The 18114-nt window shown below is 63.4% G+C and carries 19 protein-coding genes and 1 pseudogene; 18 read left to right on the top strand and 2 right to left on the bottom strand.

The window, feature by feature from the left end; all coding sequences use genetic code 11:
- The 3 genes and pseudogenes from sdhB to gltA all read left to right on the top strand — a co-directional run.
- A pseudogene (gene sdhB, locus QCE58_RS28970) lies at positions 1-196 on the top strand (succinate dehydrogenase iron-sulfur subunit); the annotation flags it as partial.
- A gap of 1 nt (position 197) precedes the next feature.
- Entirely contained in the window at positions 198-467 is a 270-nt protein-coding gene (locus QCE58_RS28965; protein ID WP_008354055.1) for a succinate dehydrogenase assembly factor 2, read from the top strand.
- Positions 468-603: 136 nt separating this feature from the next.
- Positions 604-1905 (top strand): citrate synthase, encoded by a 1302-nt coding sequence (gltA, locus tag QCE58_RS28960; RefSeq protein WP_008354054.1) that lies wholly within the window; start codon positions 604-606, stop codon positions 1903-1905.
- A gap of 91 nt (positions 1906-1996) precedes the next feature.
- Here the strand turns inward: gltA and QCE58_RS28955 are convergent, their stop codons facing one another.
- Positions 1997-2317: a type II toxin-antitoxin system PemK/MazF family toxin gene (locus tag QCE58_RS28955; protein ID WP_008354052.1), complete on the bottom strand. Its 321-nt coding sequence runs from the start codon at positions 2315-2317 to the stop codon at positions 1997-1999.
- Entirely contained in the window at positions 2311-2559 is a 249-nt protein-coding gene (locus QCE58_RS28950; RefSeq protein ID WP_008354051.1) for an AbrB/MazE/SpoVT family DNA-binding domain-containing protein, read from the bottom strand. The genes QCE58_RS28955 and QCE58_RS28950 overlap by 7 nt, the downstream gene beginning before the upstream one ends.
- A 344-nt stretch (positions 2560-2903) precedes the next feature.
- Between QCE58_RS28950 and leuC the strand changes: the two genes are divergently transcribed.
- The 15 genes from leuC (at position 2904) to QCE58_RS28875 (ending at position 18065) form a co-directional block, all read left to right on the top strand.
- A complete protein-coding gene (gene leuC, locus QCE58_RS28945) occupies positions 2904-4313 on the top strand; it encodes a 3-isopropylmalate dehydratase large subunit (RefSeq protein ID WP_008354050.1) in 1410 nt (469 codons plus the stop codon).
- Positions 4314-4337: 24 nt separating this feature from the next.
- Positions 4338-4988: a 3-isopropylmalate dehydratase small subunit gene (gene leuD / locus QCE58_RS28940; protein WP_008354049.1), complete on the top strand. Its 651-nt coding sequence runs from the start codon at positions 4338-4340 to the stop codon at positions 4986-4988.
- 22 nt (positions 4989-5010) lie between these two features.
- Positions 5011-6078 (top strand): 3-isopropylmalate dehydrogenase, encoded by a 1068-nt coding sequence (gene leuB, locus QCE58_RS28935; protein ID WP_008354048.1) that lies wholly within the window; start codon positions 5011-5013, stop codon positions 6076-6078.
- 101 nt (positions 6079-6179) lie between these two features.
- Positions 6180-6380: a hypothetical protein gene (locus QCE58_RS28930; protein ID WP_152563205.1), complete on the top strand. Its 201-nt coding sequence runs from the start codon at positions 6180-6182 to the stop codon at positions 6378-6380.
- A gap of 82 nt (positions 6381-6462) precedes the next feature.
- On the top strand, positions 6463-7584 hold the full coding sequence (asd, locus tag QCE58_RS28925; protein ID WP_309780516.1) for an aspartate-semialdehyde dehydrogenase: 1122 nt from the start codon (positions 6463-6465) through the stop codon (positions 7582-7584).
- A 149-nt stretch (positions 7585-7733) separates the two neighbouring features.
- Positions 7734-9806 (top strand): FimV/HubP family polar landmark protein, encoded by a 2073-nt coding sequence (locus QCE58_RS28920; RefSeq protein ID WP_250521496.1) that lies wholly within the window; start codon positions 7734-7736, stop codon positions 9804-9806.
- A gap of 1 nt (position 9807) precedes the next feature.
- Positions 9808-10611, top strand: a complete 804-nt coding sequence (truA, locus tag QCE58_RS28915; RefSeq protein WP_250435446.1) for a tRNA pseudouridine(38-40) synthase TruA — start codon at positions 9808-9810, stop codon at positions 10609-10611.
- A complete protein-coding gene (locus QCE58_RS28910; RefSeq protein WP_250440367.1) occupies positions 10608-11276 on the top strand; it encodes a phosphoribosylanthranilate isomerase in 669 nt (222 codons plus the stop codon). The genes truA and QCE58_RS28910 overlap by 4 nt, the downstream gene beginning before the upstream one ends.
- A 48-nt stretch (positions 11277-11324) precedes the next feature.
- The gene (gene trpB / locus QCE58_RS28905; protein ID WP_309780515.1) at positions 11325-12518 is read left to right on the top strand and encodes a tryptophan synthase subunit beta; all 1194 of its coding nucleotides are present in this window, start codon (positions 11325-11327) and stop codon (positions 12516-12518) included.
- A gap of 11 nt (positions 12519-12529) precedes the next feature.
- Positions 12530-13405 (top strand): site-specific DNA-methyltransferase, encoded by an 876-nt coding sequence (locus QCE58_RS28900; RefSeq protein WP_008354042.1) that lies wholly within the window; start codon positions 12530-12532, stop codon positions 13403-13405.
- 76 nt (positions 13406-13481) lie between these two features.
- The gene (gene trpA / locus QCE58_RS28895) at positions 13482-14285 is read left to right on the top strand and encodes a tryptophan synthase subunit alpha (protein WP_175983188.1); all 804 of its coding nucleotides are present in this window, start codon (positions 13482-13484) and stop codon (positions 14283-14285) included.
- A gap of 70 nt (positions 14286-14355) precedes the next feature.
- Entirely contained in the window at positions 14356-15228 is an 873-nt protein-coding gene (gene accD / locus QCE58_RS28890) for an acetyl-CoA carboxylase, carboxyltransferase subunit beta (protein ID WP_008354039.1), read from the top strand.
- Between the two features lie 78 nt (positions 15229-15306).
- Positions 15307-16617, top strand: a complete 1311-nt coding sequence (gene folC, locus QCE58_RS28885) for a bifunctional tetrahydrofolate synthase/dihydrofolate synthase (protein WP_250521497.1) — start codon at positions 15307-15309, stop codon at positions 16615-16617.
- Between the two features lie 41 nt (positions 16618-16658).
- The gene (locus QCE58_RS28880; RefSeq protein ID WP_175983190.1) at positions 16659-17522 is read left to right on the top strand and encodes an SPOR domain-containing protein; all 864 of its coding nucleotides are present in this window, start codon (positions 16659-16661) and stop codon (positions 17520-17522) included.
- A 9-nt stretch (positions 17523-17531) separates the two neighbouring features.
- A complete protein-coding gene (locus QCE58_RS28875) occupies positions 17532-18065 on the top strand; it encodes a CvpA family protein (protein WP_008354036.1) in 534 nt (177 codons plus the stop codon).
- The last annotated feature ends 49 nt before the right edge of the window (positions 18066-18114 follow it).

Here is an 18114-nt window from a genome sequence, read left to right as displayed (position 1 = left end):
CTTGCTGCAGGCGTATCGCTTCATCGCGGATAGCCGCGATCAGGCGACGGGCGAACGCCTCGATAACCTGGAAGATCCGTATCGTCTGTTCCGTTGCCATACGATCATGAATTGCGTCGACGTGTGCCCGAAGGGGCTCAACCCGACCAAGGCGATCGGCAAGATCAAGGAATTGATGGTGCGACGGGCGGTTTGAAATGGACGAATCTCACCAGTCCGACCCTCTTCGCCGCGCGCGCCTTCGTTGGCGCGCAAGGCGCGGCCTGCTGGAAAACGATCTGATCTTCGATCGTTTCTTCAGCCGATATGAGCATGACCTCAGCGACGCCGACGTGGCCGCATTGACCCGCCTGCTGGAGCTGAGCGACAACGAACTGATGGACTTGCTGCTGGCGCGCACGGAGCCTGAAGGCGACCTGGCGACGCCGGACGTAACCCGCTTGCTGGAAATGCTGCGCACCGTGTGATTCCAGCAGGAATTCGCGGAGTTTTGCAAAATAGGCCTGTTGCACTGCACACAGGCCGATAAAACAGTTTTGCCGCGCAGCTTCCGTCGTGCAAATTATCGAAAACCTGTATCCATACTTCGATTGAGGATGTGCTATGACCCCGTCAGATGTTAAAGCCACGCTATCGTTCAGCGACAACTCGCCGAGCGTCGAAATGCCGATCTACAAGGGCACGATGGGCCCGGACGTGATCGACATCCGCAAGTTGTACGGTCAGACCGGCAAGTTCACGTATGACCCGGGCTTCATGTCGACGGCGGCGTGCAATTCGGCGATCACGTATATCGATGGCGACAAGGGCGAACTGCTGTATCGCGGCTACCCGATCGAGCAACTGGCCGTGAACGCGGACTTCCTCGAAACGTGCTATCTGCTGCTGAAGGGCGAACTGCCGAACGAGGCGCAGAACAAGGAATTCGTGGACACCGTCACGCGTCACACGATGGTGCACGAGCAGATGCACTTCTTCTTCCGCGGGTTCCGTCGCGACGCACACCCGATGGCCGTGCTGACGGCTGCGGTCGGCGCGCTGTCGGCGTTCTATCACGACTCGCTGAACATCAACGATCCGCGTCACCGTGAAGTCTCCGCGATCCGCATGATCGCGAAGCTGCCGACGCTCGTCGCGATGGCGTACAAGTTCAGCATCGGTCAGCCGTTCGTGTATCCGAAGAACGAACTGTCGTACAGCGCGAACTTCATGCACATGATGTTCTCGAACCCGTGCGAAGAGTACAAGGTCAACGACGTGCTCGTGCGCGCTCTCGACCGTATTCTGATCCTGCACGCGGACCACGAGCAGAACGCGTCGACGTCGACGGTGCGTCTCGCGGGTTCGTCGGGTGCGAATCCGTTCGCGTGTATCGCAGCCGGTATCGCATGTCTGTGGGGTCCGGCGCACGGCGGCGCGAACGAAGCCGCGCTGAACATGCTCGAAGAGATCGGCTCGGTCGACAACATTCCTGAGTTCATCAAGCAGGTGAAGGACAAGAACTCGGGCGTGAAGCTGATGGGCTTCGGACACCGCGTGTACAAGAACTACGACCCGCGCGCGAAGCTGATGCGCGAGACGTGCCACGAAGTGCTGAACGAACTCGGCCTGCACGACGACCCGCTCTTCAAGCTCGCGATGGAACTTGAAAAGATCGCGCTGGAAGACGAATACTTCGTGTCGCGCAAGCTGTATCCGAACGTCGACTTCTACTCGGGCATCGTGCAGCGCGCGCTGGGCATTCCGACGTCGATGTTCACCTGCATCTTCGCGATGGCTCGTACCGTCGGCTGGATCGCGCAGTGGAACGAGATGATCGCCGATCCTGAGCAGAAGATCGGCCGTCCGCGTCAGCTGTTCATCGGCCAGACGCCGCGTGAAGCGAAGCCGCTGGCAAAGCGCTAAGCTGATCGAGTTTTAGTTGTATCGAAGCCCCGGCGAGAAATCGCCGGGGCTTTTGCTTTTTTGCTCGCCGCGCGCAGAGACGGCGCCGGATTCAATCCGCGAACACCTCCTGCAAGGTATGAAGCGCGTCGGTCAGCGTGTTGTCCGCGATGCTGCCTTCCCGCTTGATGAGCCGCAGCTTGTCCACCGTGCGAATCTGATCCAGAAGAATCAATCCCTGCTTCCGCTTGAAAGCAATGGGAATGCGGAAAGGCGCAGGTTTTCCCTTCGACGACATCGGCGCGACGATGACCGTGCGCAGATGGTCGTGCATCTCCGGCGGCGACACCACTACGCACGGACGCGTTTTCTGAATTTCGCTGCCCAAGGTGGGATCGAGCGCGACCGACCAGACTTCTCCACGCACTACCATTCGAGCTCCCCGTCGTCGTCGTTGCCGAATTCGCCCATGACGAGTCCGTCCTCGCCGCTTTGCGCAATCAGCTTGCTGGCTTCGGCCCAACCTTGACGCGCTTTGTCGCGGGGCCGACGCAGGACGATCGCGTCGTTCTCGACCTCCATGTCGACCTCGTTCTCCAAGCCCAATTGCGCGAGCAGCGGCTTGGGAATCAGGATGCCCTGGGAGTTGCCCATTTTTCTGATGGTGGTTCGCATGTCGTCGACTACTGAAGAGTATGGAAGCACGATGTTATTACCTGTCGAAAGAGCCGTCAATACAATGTTATTACTGCGCGGATCGTGAGCGCTGACGACAGCCTATTGCGCGCATCGTGCGGCGAACATTCGGCCAAATGGCATAGGATCTAAGGACAGCGTCGCGATGCGCTCGAGGTTCAGCCGGGTAGTCGCCATCCGGGTACTGGAACCACTACAATAACTATCTGTTTTTAATGGGTTTTTTCCGTATCCTAGTATCCAATTCTCATCGGGTGGTGGCATAATCGATTCACGAGCCGTACACCGATAAATCCCCGCAGTCACACACGAAAGCGCTCACCATGGCACAGACTCTCTACGACAAACTGTGGAATACGCACGTTGTCCACACGGAAGAGGACGGCACCTCGATCCTCTACATCGACCGTCACCTGCTGCACGAAGTGACGAGCCCGCAGGCCTTCGAGGGCCTGAAGCTGGCCGAGCGCCCGGTGTGGCGCATCAGCGCGAATCTGGCGGTGTCCGATCACAACGTGCCGACGACCGACCGCTCGCACGGCATCGCCGATCCGGTTTCGAAGCTGCAAGTCGATACGCTCGATCAGAACTGCGACGCCTTCGGCATCACGCAGTTCAAGATGAACGACCTGCGTCAGGGCATCGTGCACATCATCGGGCCGGAGCAGGGCGCGACGCTGCCGGGCATGACCATCGTCTGCGGCGATTCGCACACGTCCACGCACGGCGCGTTCGGCGCACTGGCGCACGGCATCGGTACGTCGGAGGTTGAGCACGTGCTCGCGACGCAAACGCTGTTGCAGAAGAAGAGCAAGAACATGCTCGTGAAGGTCGAAGGCCAATTGCCGCGCGGATGCACGGCGAAGGACATCGTGCTCGCGATCATCGGCAAGATCGGCACGGCGGGCGGCACGGGCTACGCGATGGAATTCGGCGGCTCGACCATCCGCGCGCTCACGATGGAAGGCCGCATGACCGTCTGCAACATGGCGATCGAAGCGGGCGCGCGCGCCGGCATGGTCGCGGTCGACGACACGACCATCAACTATCTGAAGGACCGTCCGTACTCGCCGCAGGGCGTCGAGTGGAATCAGGCGGTTGAATACTGGCGTCAGTTCAAATCCGATGACGGCGCGCACTTCGATCGCGTCGTCGAGCTGAATGCCGCCGAGATCGTGCCGCAAGTGACGTGGGGCACGTCGCCGGAAATGGTGACGTCGATCGACGGCCGCGTGCCCGATCCCGACAAGGAAAAAGATCCCGTCAAGCGCGACGCGATGGAACGCGCGCTGAGTTATATGGCATTGCAGCCGAACACGCCGATCGAATCGATCAAGCCGGACAAGATTTTCATCGGCTCGTGCACGAATGCGCGCATCGAAGACTTGCGCGCCGCCGCGTACGTCGTGAAGTCGCTGGGCAAGCGCGTCGCGTCGAACATTCGCCTCGCGATGGTCGTGCCGGGATCGGGTCTCGTGAAGGCGCAAGCCGAACGCGAAGGCCTCGACAAGATCTTCACGAACGCCGGCTTCGAATGGCGCGAGCCGGGCTGCTCGATGTGCCTCGCGATGAACGCCGACCGCCTGGAAGCGGGGGAGCGCTGCGCATCGACGTCGAACCGCAACTTCGAAGGCCGTCAGGGCGCGGGCGGACGCACGCATCTCGTGAGCCCCGCGATGGCCGCCGCCGCCGCGATCGAAGGCCATTTCGTCGACGTACGCAAGCTCGCTTAATCGATCGGGACACTGAGAAAGATCATGGAAAAATTCATTGTGCACAGCGGCCTCGTCGCGCCGCTGGATCGCGAGAACGTCGACACGGACGCGATCATCCCGAAGCAGTTCCTGAAGTCGATCAAGCGCACCGGCTTCGGTCCGAACGCGTTCGATGAATGGCGTTATCTCGACGTCGGTGAGCCCGGACAGGACAACAGCAAGCGTCCGCTCAACCCGGATTTCGTGCTGAATCAGCCGCGTTATCAAGGCGCGTCGATTCTGCTCACGCGCAAGAATTTCGGCTGCGGCAGCTCACGCGAACACGCGCCGTGGGCGCTCGATCAATACGGCTTTCGCGCGATCATCGCGCCGAGCTTCGCGGACATCTTCTACAACAACTGTTTCAAGAACGGTCTTCTGCCGGTCGTGCTGACGGAGCAGCAGGTCGACAAGCTGTTTAACGAGACCTACGCGTTCGTTGGTTTCCAGTTGACGATCGATCTCGAAGCGCAAGTCGTGCGTACCGGCGACGGCACCGAGTATGCGTTCGAAGTGCCGGGCTTTCGCAAGTATTGCTTGCTGAACGGCTTCGACGACATCGGTCTCACGCTGCGTCATGCGGACAAGATCAAGCAATATGAGGCCGAACGCCTCGCGAAGCAGCCGTGGCTGAATAACCGGCTCGTTGGATAACCGCGCATAAAGGAAGCGAAAGATGAAAATTGCAGTTCTCCCCGGCGACGGCATCGGTCCCGAAATCACCGCCGAAGCGGTCAAAGTCCTGAACGCGCTCGGCGAGAAGTTCGAGCTGGAAGAGGCGCCGGTCGGCGGCGCGGGCTACGAGGCGAAGGGGCACCCGCTGCCCGATTCCACGCTGGCGCTCGCGAAGGAAGCCGATGCGATCCTGTTCGGCGCCGTCGGCGACTGGAAGTACGACAAGCTCGAACGCGCGCTGCGTCCCGAGCAGGCGATTCTCGGCCTGCGCAAGCATCTGCAACTGTTCGCGAACTTCCGTCCGGCGATCTGCTATCCGCAATTGACGGGCGCGTCGTCGTTGAAGCCGGAGATCGTGTCGGGTCTCGACATCCTGATCGTCCGCGAATTGAACGGCGACATCTATTTCGGCGCGCCGCGCGGCTTGCGAGAAGCCCCGGACGGCCCGTTCGCGGGCGCGAAGGAAGGCTTCGACACGATGCGCTATTCCGAGCCCGAAGTGCGCCGCATCGCGCACGTCGCGTTTGCCGCCGCGCAAAAGCGCCAGAAGAAGCTGACGAGCGTCGACAAGGCGAACGTGCTCGAAACGTCGCAGCTGTGGCGCGACACGATGATCGACGTCGCGAAGGAATATCCGGATGTCGAGCTGTCGCACATGTACGTCGACAACGCCGCGATGCAGCTCGTGAAGGCGCCGAAAGCGTTCGACGTCGTCGTGACCGGCAACATGTTCGGCGACATTCTGTCGGACGAAGCGGCGATGCTCACCGGCTCCATCGGCATGCTGCCGTCCGCGTCGCTCGACAAGAACAACAAGGGCCTGTACGAGCCGTCGCACGGTTCGGCGCCGGACATCGCGGGCAAGGGCGTGGCGAATCCGCTCGCGACCATTCTTTCGGCGGCCATGATGCTGCGCTACTCGCTCGGCAAGACGGAGCAGGCGGATCGCATCGAAAGCGCGGTGAAGAAAGTGCTCGAGCAGGGCTACCGCACCGGCGATATCGCGACGGCGGACGGCAAGGTTGTCGGCACGAAGGAAATGGGCGACGCGGTGCTGAAGGCGCTGTAATCGCGAGAAAGACGATCGGCGCGCTGAAGCATTAAAGCGGCCGATCGTCTCTTTTTACCGATGTTCGCGCACGATCCGCCCGATTTTCACGCATCTGCAGCATGACGCCGTCGAAAACGTCCGGTTATCGTGTATATTGCTTTGCTATGGCGAAGAACTCTCAATTCTCTCTGGATTCCATCGGACGCGGCTCAAAGTCGCTCGCGACGGAACTCGCCATCAGCACGCGCATCGTGGCCACTCGAGCCACGGCTAAAACGCGCATTACGAAAATCTCCATCAAAGCGATCACGATTCGCTGATCGTCCCTCGTGTCCGAGCGTCTTCCCCGCGCGGCCACGCCGGGTAAAGATGCGGGGAAGCGTCCACAGTTAAAGGTTAGTCATGATCGTCTGTCTCGTTGGTTGGCGCGTGATGGTCGGCAGCGTCCTGATGCAGCGCATGCAGCAGGAAGGCGATTTCGACTTGATCGAACCGGTGTTTTTCAGCACCAGCAATGCGGGCGGCAACGCGCCGTCGTTCGCCAAAAACGAGACGAAGCTCAAAGACGCAACGAGCATCGACGACCTGAAAAAGTGCGACGCCATCATCACGTGCCAGGGCGGCGACTACACCAACGAGGTGTATCCGAAGCTGCGCGCGGCGGGCTGGAAGGGCTACTGGATCGACGCGGCGTCGGCGCTGCGCATGAAGGACGACGCGGTCATCATTCTCGATCCGGTCAACCTGGACGTCATCAAGGATTCGCTCGTGAAGGGCGGCCGCGACTTCATCGGCGGCAACTGCACGGTCAGCCTCATGCTGATGGCGCTCGGCGGCCTGTTCCGCGAGAACCTCGTCGAATGGACGACGGCGATGACCTATCAGGCCGCGTCGGGCGCGGGCGCGCAGAACATGCGCGAGCTGCTTCAGCAAATGGGCGTGCTCTACGGTTCGGCGAAGGAAGACCTGGCGGATCCGTCGTCGGCGATTCTCGACATCGACCGCCGCGTGCTCGCCGCGATGAACGGCGAGCGCATGCCCGTCGACAACTTCGGCGTGCCGCTCGCGGGCTCGCTGATTCCGTGGATCGACAAGGATCTCGGCAACGGCATGTCGAAGGAAGAGTGGAAGGGCGGCGCGGAAACCAACAAGATCCTCGGCAAGCCGGCAATGGGTACGCCGGGCTCGATTCCCGTCGACGGCCTCTGCGTGCGTATCGGCGCGATGCGCTGCCACTCGCAGGCGCTCACCATCAAGCTGACGAAGGACGTGCCGCTCGACGAAGTGCACGGCATTCTCGCGTCGGCGAATGACTGGGTGAAGGTCGTGCCGAACGAGCGCGAAGCATCGATTCGCGATCTGTCGCCCGCGGTCGTCACGGGCACGCTGACGGTGCCGGTTGGCCGTCTGCGCAAGCTCGCGATGGGCGGCGAATATCTGTCGGCGTTCACGGTCGGCGATCAACTCTTGTGGGGCGCCGCCGAGCCGCTGCGCCGCATGCTGCGCATTCTGCTCGACAAGTAAAGTAAACTACGCGCCTGAAGCGCGTGTCTTGCTCGAAAGCGTCGCGTTTCACGCGGCGCTTTTTTGTTTTTGTGGAGCTTTGTTGCAACGCCGTGTTTATCGAGCGGTCTTCGCTTTATGTTTCAATTTTTGCCGCACCCGGAGCCTCAATGATCCATCGAACTCGCCGGTCTTTCGTTTCGTCATCGCGTGCGGCGCTCGCCGCGGCAAGTCTCGCCGCATGCGCGATGTTCTGGGCGAATCCCGGCGATGCGCTCGCGCAGGCCTCCGCCGCCACCGGGCAAACCTACGCGGTCAAGCCGGGACAATCGTTGAGCGATGTCGCCGGCGAACTCACAGGATCCAAAGATCGCGACGTCCGCGCGAAAGCCGCGCGTGCCCTGTTCGACGCCAATCCGAGCGCCTTCAGCAGCCACGACATCAACAAGCTGAAACTCGGCGCGGTGCTGAACGTGCCCGCCGATCTGAGCGGCGCGCCGCCGGCCGCAGCGTCGGCGCCCGAGGCGCAGCAGACCGCGCCCGCCGAAACGTCCGCGCCTGCGTCTTCGTCGGCGGATACCGCCACACCGGCGCCGGAGAGCGCGGCGCCCGCATCGGCTGCGGAGCCGCAAGCCAGCGCGACGGCGGCGCCGGAGCGTGCGACGCCGGAGGCCGCATCGGCAATCGCCGCGCCCGCAAGCGCGCCCGCCACGGCCGCACCGGAACCGGCCAGCCGCAGCGGCGTGGCAGCGGCGACCATCGGTCTGTCGCCCTTCATCATCGCGATCGTGATCGTCGTGATCGGCGTCCTGCTGCTCAGAATGCGGCGCAAGAAGCGAGCAGTCGCGACGAACGACAACGACGTCGATCGCGCGCCCCGTACGTTCGCAAGTCTTGAAGAAGCCCAGGCCGACGCCGACGCCCGCAACGAAGCGCTGCGCAAGGCGCGCGAGGCGGCGGCCGGTGCCCAAGGCAAGTCGCCGGCGCGCGATCAGTCCGGACTGGCTGCGGCCGCCGCGAGCATCGGCAACGCTGAAGTAGCCCAGACGCCCGTCGCTCCGTCCGAAGATGCGTTGCCGCCGGCGACCGAGGCAAAGCCGTCGACCGCGGCGGATGAAGCACTCGTCGAGGCGAACCGCTCGCAACCGGAAGAGCCGTTCGTGCCTGTTGCGCCAGCTGCACGTCATCCCGATTTCGTACCGCCAGCCAGCGAACCGGACACCCACGAACAGCGCGAGCAGCATGCGCGCGAGATCGAAGCGCGCGAAGCGGCGCGCCGGGAAGCCGAGAAATGGGAAGTCGAAGAGCGCGAAGCCGCGGCACGCCAGGCCGCCGCGCGCGAGGCCGAAGAGCGTGAAATCCGCGCGCGCGAAGCCGCCGCGCGGGAAGCACTCGCACGCGAGCAGGCGGGTCATGCCGGTGCGGATCGCGAGGCCGAATTGCGTCAGGTCACCGAACGCGAAGAGCTGGCGCGTGAGAACGCGGCACGCGAGATCATCGCGCGCGAGGCGGAACTGCGCGAACTTCAGGCGCGCGCCGCCGAAGAGCAAGCCGCAGAGCAACGCGCCGCCGAGCAGCGCGACATCGAAGAACTGGCAGCGCGCGAGGCGGAAAAATCCGGCATCGCGCCGGACGAAGAGCCGGTGCTCGCGCATCGCTTCCCAATGCCGAAGTTCCCCCAGGACGCGATCCAGGCGCTCGGTTCGCTCGAAATGGAACTGCCGCCGCGTCTGGAACTGACGATCAAGCCGCCCGGCGCGACCGGACCGGAGACGGCTGCATCGTCGCTGAAAAATCCGCCGCTCGAGACGCCTCCCGCAGCGCTGGAACAGCCGCCTGGCGGCACGCAGCCAATCCAGCAGGCGCCGTTCATGCCGCAGCCGGTGGCGCATTTCGAAGCAGCGCGGCAAGGCCAGTCGCAAGCCCAGTCCGTTGCGTCTCAAATCGAAGCGGGTACGGCGGGCGCGGCATCGGTCGCTGGCCTGGGCGCGACAAAATTCGGCCCGCTCAGTCTCGATTTCGATCTCGGGCCGACGTCGAACGCGACGGAGGCTTTGCCTGCCCTGACGCCGGGCCAACTGGCGACCATCGCGCGCAATAAGCTCGAATTGGCAGCCGAATACATCGAACTGGGCGACCTTTCGGGCGCGCGCACGTTGCTCCAGGAAGTGATCGAATCGAACGATCCGGCGACGCGCCAGCGGGCCGCCACGCTCTTGTCGACGCTTGCACCGCATTCCTGAGATGCGTATCGCTTTAGGGATTCAGTACGACGGCGCGGCGTTTTGCGGTTGGCAGTCGCAGCCGCACGGGAAGACGGTCCAGAACGAACTGGAGCGCGCGCTCGCGCAATTCGCGCAGACGCCGCTTCCGACCGTCGTCGCCGGGCGCACCGATACGGGCGTGCACGGTCTCGGTCAGGTCGTGCATTTCGATACCGCTCTGGATCGCGCCGAGTTTTCGTGGGTGCGCGGCACGAATGCGTTCCTGCCCGACACCGTCGCGGTGCAATGGGCGAAGCCGATGCCCGACGATTTCCACGCGCGCTTCGCGGCTTTCGAACGCACTTATTTCTACGTTCTCTACGTCAATCCGGTGCGTTCGCCCATGCTCGCGAAACGCGCGGGCTGGGTGCACACGCCGCTCGACGTGGCAGCGATGCGCGATTCGGTCGCGTGCCTGATCGGCGAGCACGATTTTTCGTCGTTCCGCGCCGCCGATTGCCAGTCGAAAACGCCAGTCAAGCATCTTTATCAGATCGATGTACGCGAGCAGGGCGACTTCGTCCACTTTCGCTTTCGCGCCAACGCGTTTTTGCATCACATGGTGCGCAATCTGATGGGATGCCTCGTCGCGATCGGACGGGGCCGTCATCCATCGTCGTGGATGGCGGACGTGCTCGCCGCCCGCGACCGCCGCGCTGCCGCGCCGACTTTCATGCCCGACGGGCTGTATCTGGCCGAGGTCGGCTATCCTGAACACTTCGCGGTGCCGCCGCCGCATATCGCCAGCATGCCCTGGAGCGCCATTTGGGCAGAGCCGAAATGACAGACCGAGATTTGCATCGCACCCGCATCAAGCTATGCGGACTTTCGCGCGTCGAGGACGTGCAGCACGCCGTCGCGCTGGGCGCGGACGCCGTGGGTTTCGTGTTCTATCCGCCGAGCCCGCGTTCGGTGAGCGTCGCACAGGCCGTCGAACTGGCGCGGCACGTGCCGCCGCTCGTGTCGGCGGTCGGGCTTTTCGTCAATGCGACGCCCGAATGGATTCGCGAAGTCACGTCGAACGTGCCGCTCTCGCTGCTGCAGTTTCACGGCGACGAAACGCCGGAACAATGCGAGGCGCTGGCGTCGATTGCGGGTTTATCCTATTGGCGCGCATTGCGAATCGGGTCTGATGCGTCCACAAGCCATTTGATAGAATCGTCTCTCACGTTCAAAGCCGCAGGCGGCCTTTTGCTCGACGCGCTCGTCGAGGGCTTCGGCGGCGGTGGAAAGGTATTCGATTGGTCACTTATCCCAACAGATCTCGGGCATCGGGCCGTTTTGAGTGGTGGGTTGAACACGCAAAACGTCAGTGACGCCATTCGGCGTGTGCGCCCGTACGCGGTCGATGTCTCGAGCGGCATCGAAGTGCCGGGCGCCAAGGGCGTGAAGGATCCCGCCCGAATGGCGGCGTTCGTGCGCGCGGTGCGCGAGGCGGACGCCGGGTGAATCGAACGTGGGCCGCGCTGCCGGCTACGTAACCGAGAGAGTGACGCAATGTACAACTTGCCAGACGAAAGAGGCCATTTCGGCCAATATGGAGGCGTGTTCGTCTCCGAAACCCTCATCCATGCACTTGACGAATTGCGCGTCGCGTATGACGCGGCACGTCAGGATCCCGAATTCATCACCGAGTACGAGTACGAACTCAAGCATTACGTGGGTCGTCCGTCGCCGATTTATCACGCGAAGCGCTGGAGCGAGATGCTTGGCGGCGCGCAGCTCTATCTGAAGCGCGAAGACCTGAATCACACGGGCGCGCACAAGGTGAATAACGTGATCGGCCAGGCGCTGCTCGCCCGCAAGATGGGCAAGCCGCGCGTGATCGCCGAAACCGGCGCGGGCCAGCACGGCGTGGCGACGGCGACCATTGCCGCGCGATTCGACATGGAGTGCGTGGTCTACATGGGCGCGGAAGACGTGCGTCGTCAGGCGGCGAACGTCTATCGGATGAAGCTGCTCGGCGCAACGGTCGTGCCGGTCGAATCCGGGTCGAAGACGCTCAAGGACGCGCTCAACGAAGCCATGCGTGACTGGGTGACGAACGTCGAAAACACGTTCTACATCATCGGCACGGTGGCGGGGCCGCATCCTTACCCGATGATGGTGCGCGACTTCCAGCGCGTGATCGGCGACGAATGTCGCGTGCAGATGCCCGAAATGGCCGGTCGCCAGCCCGATGCCGTGATCGCGTGCGTCGGCGGCGGGTCGAATGCGATGGGCATCTTTTATCCGTACATCGACGATAAAGACGTCAGATTGATCGGCGTCGAAGCGGCGGGCGACGGCATCGACACCGGGCGCCACGCGGCGTCGCTGATGGGCGGCAGCCCGGGGGTGCTGCACGGCAATCGCACGTATCTGCTGCAGGACGAAAACGGGCAGATCATCGAAACGCATTCGGTGTCGGCGGGGCTCGACTATCCGGGCGTCGGTCCGGAACACGCGTGGCTGAAGGACGCGGGACGCGCGGAATACGTCGGCATCACCGATGACGAAGCGCTCAAGGCCTTCCACGACTGCTGCCGGATCGAGGGCATCATCCCCGCGCTGGAATCGAGCCACGCGCTCGCTTATGGCGCGAAGCTCGCGAAGACGTTGCCGCGCGACAAGGTGTTGCTCGTCAATCTGTCCGGCCGGGGCGACAAGGACATGCATACGGTCGCCGAGCGATCGGGCATTCAGTTCTGAGCCTCAGATAGATGCGCAACGTCATCGACGAGCCGTTGTCCGTCGGCGCCCTGCAGGGCGCCGGCAGCGACATCCGCAACCGCGACTTCTTGGCCGATGCCGAGAATATTCCCGACGCGTCGATCGATCTGATCGTCGCAGATCCGCCTTATGGTCTGGGCAAGGACTACGGGAACGACTCGGACATGTTGTCCGGCGACGCTTTTCTCGAGTGGACTTATCGCTGGCTCGATCTCGCGATTCCGAAACTCAAGCCGAGCGGTTCGCTGTATATCTTTTGCACCTGGCAGTATTCGCCCGAACTGTTCGTGTTCCTCAAGCGCCGCCTTTTGATGATCAACGAGATCGTCTGGGACCGTCGCGTGCCGAGCATGGGCGGAACGACGCGGAAATTCACGTCAGTGCACGACAACATCGGCTATTTCGCGGTATCGAAGGACTACTACTTCGATCTCGATCCGGTGCGCATCCCTTACGACGCAGAAACGAAAAAGGCGCGGTCGCGGAAGATTTTCGAAGGCAGCAAGTGGCTCGAACTGGGCTACAACCCGAAGGATGTCTGGTCCGTGTCGCGTCTGCATCGGCAGCACGCGGAGCGGGTGGATCATCCGACGCAAAAGCCGCTGGAAATCGTCGAGCGCATGGTGCTCGCGAGCTGTCCGCCGGGTGGGCGCGTGCTCGATCCGTTCATGGGCAGCGGCACGACGGCGGTCGCGTGCGCACGTCATGGCCGGCAATTCACGGGCTACGAGATCAACGCGGATTACTGCGCGATCGCCGAAAGCCGCATTGCCGAAGCGCGCGCTGCACGGCTCGAGCCGGCAGAGCCCGCCCGCGTTCGACGCAAGACACTCGTCGCGACCGGCACCGCCGCCCAAGCCGAATAGCGTCTTTTTCGCTGCTGATCGCGTCAAATGCATTCAAATGCGTCCGACGCCAACGAATACGACTAAGAGAAATCTCATGTCCCGCATCAAGAATACTTTTGCGGCGCTCGCCGCACAGGGCAAGAAAGGGCTGATTCCGTTCATCACCGCGGGCGACCCGAATCCGGAACAAACCGTCGAGTTCATGCACGCGCTGGCGAAGGGCGGCGCGGACGTCATCGAACTGGGCGTGCCGTTCTCCGATCCGATGGCCGACGGCCCCGTCATCCAGCGTTCGTCGGAGCGGGCGCTCGCGCGCGGCGTGACGCTCAAGCGCGTGCTCGCCGACGTCGCGCGTTTCCGCGAAACCGACGACAAAACGCCCGTCGTGCTGATGGGTTACGCGAATCCGATCGAGCGCATGGGCGCCGACGCGTTCGCGAAAGCTGCGAAGGAAGCGGGCGTCGACGGCGTACTGGTGGTCGATTACCCGCCGGAGGAAGCGGAGAGCTTCGGCGCGTCGATGCGCGCCGCCGGCATCGATCCGATCTTCCTGCTCGCGCCCACATCGACGGACGAGCGCGTCGCGGCGGTCGGCAAGATTGCGAGCGGGTATGTCTACTACGTATCGCTGAAAGGCGTGACCGGCGCCGCAAATCTGGACGTTTCCAGCATCGCGAGTAAAATCCCGGCCATCAAGTCGCGTGTGCCCCTGCCGGTCGGTGTCGGTTTCGGCATTCGCGACGCCCAGACCGCGCGCGCCGTCGCCGATGTCGCGGACGCCGTCGTCATCGGCAGCCGCCTCGTGCAGCTGCTCGAAGACGCGAAGCCGGACACCGCGGCCGCGTCGCTGACGAGCTTCATCGCCGAAATTCGTCAGGCGCTCGACGCCGCACAGTAAAATACGCGCCGCCGCGGGCCGCCCGATTCGGGCGTGCGCCGCGCGGCAACCGATCAGTCAAGGAAAAACGATGAGCTGGCTCGACAAACTGCTGCCGCCGAAGATCAAGCAAACCGATCCCAAAAGCCGCAAGGGCATTCCCGAGGGCCTTTGGGTGAAGTGTCCGTCGTGCGAAGCGGTGCTGTATCGCAACGACGTCGAGGCGAATCTGCACGTATGCCCGAAGTGCAGCCATCACATGCGAATCGGCGCGCGCGAGCGGCTCGACCGCCTGCTCGATCCGGAAGGCCGCTATGAAATCGGCCAGGAAGTCGTCCCGGTCGACGCGCTGAAGTTCAAGGACAGCCGCAAGTATCCGGATCGCATCAAGGAAGCGATGGAAGATACGGACGAGACCGACGCCATGGTCGTCATGGGCGGCGCGATCCACACGATTCCGTGTGTCGTCGCGTGCTTCGAATTCTCGTTCATGGGCGGATCGATGGGCTCGGTGGTCGGCGAGCGCTTCGTGCGCGGCGCGCGCAACGCGCTGGAGCAGAACGTGCCGTTCATCTGCTTCACGGCCTCGGGCGGCGCGCGCATGCAGGAAAGCCTGCTTTCGCTCATGCAGATGGCCAAAACCACTGCGCTTCTGACCAAACTCGCGGACGCGAAGCTGCCGTTCATTTCCGTGCTGACCGACCCGACGATGGGCGGTGTGTCCGCATCGTTCGCGTTCCTGGGCGATGTCGTGATTGCCGAGCCGAAGGCGCTGATCGGCTTTGCCGGCCCGCGCGTCATCGAGCAGACCGTGCGCGAGAAGCTCCCGGAAGGTTTCCAGCGCGCCGAGTTCCTGCTGACGAAGGGCGCGGTCGACATGATCGTGGATCGCCGCAAGATGCGCGAAGAAATCGCCCAATTGATGGCGCTGATGACGCGGCAACCCGCCGATTCCGTCGCCTGACCCGAATGTACGTAGCGCCGCGCCGCGCGTGAACCCCGCGAGGTTCCGCGCGGCGCTTTTGTTTTTGCGATCTCGAAAATGAACACATTCCCGACTCTCGACGCCTGGCTCGCCCATCTGGAAGCGGCGCATCCGGTCGGCATCGACATGGGCCTCGCGCGCATCGGCAAGGTGAAGGATGCGCTCGGCCTGCGTTTCGACTGCCCGGTCATCACCGTCGGCGGCACGAACGGCAAGGGCTCGACCTGCGCGATCATCGAAACGATCTTGCTGCGCGCGGGGTATCGCGTCGGTTGCCATACGTCGCCGCATCTGCTGACGTTCAACGAGCGCGCGCGCATCGACGGCGCGGAGGCGAGCGACGCCGATCTGCTCGAACATTTCGCGGCCGTGGAAAAGGCGCGCGCCAGCCTGCCCGAGCCGGTTTCGCTGACGTACTTCGAGTTCACAACGCTTGCGATCCTGCATCTCTTCGCGTCGCGCAAGCTCGACGCGGTGATTCTCGAAGTCGGGCTCGGCGGGCGTCTCGACGCGGTGAATATCGTCGATACGGATTGTGCTGTGATCACGAGCATCGACATCGACCATACGGACTATCTCGGCGACACGCGCGAAAAAATTGGCTTCGAGAAATCGGGCATATTCCGGACGGGCAAGCCGGCAGTGTGCGGAGATCCGTCGCCGCCGCAGACTCTCATCGAACATGCCGAGGTGATCGGCGCGGACCTGTGGCTCGTCGGACGCGATTTCCGCTACGAAGCCCAGCCGGGCAACGAGCGCCAGCAATGGAGTTATATCGGGCGCGAGCAGCGGCGCTCGGCGCTGGCCTATCCGGCGCTGCGCGGCGCGAATCAGCTTATCAACACGTCGGCGGCGCTGGCCGCGCTCGAAGCGCTGCGCGACCGTCTGCCGGTTTCGGCGCAGGACATTCGGCTTGGCCTGGCGAACGTCGAGTTGCCGGGACGCTTCCAGGTGCTGCCGGGCAAGCCGCAAATCATTCTCGACGTTGCGCACAATCCTCACGCAGCCGCCGTGTTGTCGCAAAATCTCGGCAACATGGGCTACTTTCCGTACACTTACGCGGTGTTCGGCGCGATGGGCGACAAGGACATCGAAGGCGTCGTGAAGCAACTCAAGGGCGAGATCGATCACTGGAACGTGACCGCGCTGCCCACGCCGCGCGCCGCGTCGGCGGAGCAACTGGAACACGCATTGCGCGACGCTGGTGTCAACGACAGCGCCGACAGCAGCGTTTCTCGCTTTGAAACACCTGCGGCGGCTTTTCAAGATGCGTTAAGCCGGGCGTCTGAAAATGATAGAATTTTGGTTTTCGGCAGTTTCTACACGGTAGCCGGCGTCATGGCCTACCGTCGAATGCAGCATAACTAGCAGCATCATTGAGACGGTCGGCCGTCAGCACCAAGCGATACATGGGACTCTTTTCGTTCGGCAAGAAAGACGACTCCGGTCGCGACGCATATTCCGATTCATCGCGCGGCTCGCGTCACACCGTCCGCACGGAACGCCGCACGCGCAGATCCGAGCGCACCGACGCCGACGCGATGATGCTCGATCCCACCCTGCCCGAGAAGCAGCGCGCGCGCCGCAGGCTCGTCGGGGCGATCGCGCTGGTGCTCGCCGCCGTCATCGTCCTGCCGATGGTGCTCGATTCGCGTCCGAAGCCCGTCACCGACGACATTTCCATCGATATTCCCAACCGCCCGGCGCCCGCCGCGAAGCAGTCGCGCGACGCCAACGACGCCGACACGCAAGCCGGTGTCGCGCACGACGCGCCGTCGGGTGCGTCGGGCAGTGTTTCCGCCGGCGTGACGCAGCCGCAAGCCGCGGCACCTGCCGCGACGGCAAAGCCCGAGCCGAAGCCGGAAGCGAAGCCTGACGCGAAAGCCGAAGCCAAGCCGGAAGCGAAGCCGTCGAAGCCCGCAGCCGTGGCGAGCCAGAACGCGAAGCCGCAAGCGGCCGAGCCTTCCGAACAAGCCAACGCAAACACCGCGGCGAACGCCGCGGCAGGCGCGGCCAACACGCCGTCGTCGCCGGCGGGCAGCCGCTTCGTGCTGCAGATCGGCCAGTTCGACGACGAAACCGCCGCGCAGAATTGGGTCAACAAGTTGAAGTCCGCGGGTGTGCCCGCATATCTCGAACATCGCAAGCAGTCGGACGGCGCGACCAAGTCGCTGTTGCGCGCGGGGCCGTTCCCGGATCGCGCGTCGGCGCAGGCCGCGCTCGTGAAGGTGCGGCAGGCCGGCCTGGGCGGCGGCACCCGGGCATCGAATTAAGCCGGCTCGATGTTCACCGCTTTCGACTACGCCGTGATGGCCGTGATCGGCCTGTCCGCGCTGCGCGGCATGTGGCGCGGCCTGTTGGCCGAAGCGTTCGGTCTGGTCGGCTGGGTCGCCGCCATTCTGATCGCGGGACGGTTCGTCGGGCTCGTCGTGCCGTATATCCCGTCGACGTGGCCCGGCGGCGCGCTTACGCAGTGGCTCGTGGCGTTCGTGCTGGTGGTCGGGGCGGTGCTGCTCGTATCGAGCGTGCTGTCGGCGCTATTGACGCGCATCACGGAAGTCACCGGCCTGCGCGGCGTGGACCGCTCGTTGGGCTTGCTGTTCGGCCTCGTCAGAGGGGCTATATTGGTAGTTATTCTGGTCGCCCTGGCTGGCCTGACCGAACTGCCTCAGAAAGATTTTTGGCGCAATGCGCTGCTGCGGCCGATGGCCGAGCAAGGCGTGCGCGAATTGAAACCGCTGCTCCCCGATACGCTCGCCGCGTATGTGCACGTCGCTCCCGAACCGGGCGGCCTGGCGCCCAACGCCGCACAATAGACGAACGGCCGGCTACACGAGGAACGCGCGACGGCTCGAAGACGCTTCG

This window comes from Caballeronia sp. LZ028, from assembly GCF_031451415.1.
Lineage (GTDB): Bacteria > Pseudomonadota > Gammaproteobacteria > Burkholderiales > Burkholderiaceae > Caballeronia > Caballeronia zhejiangensis.
The sequence above is the reverse complement of the archived record's forward strand: the minus strand, read 5'-3'. Positions and strand labels throughout refer to the sequence as shown.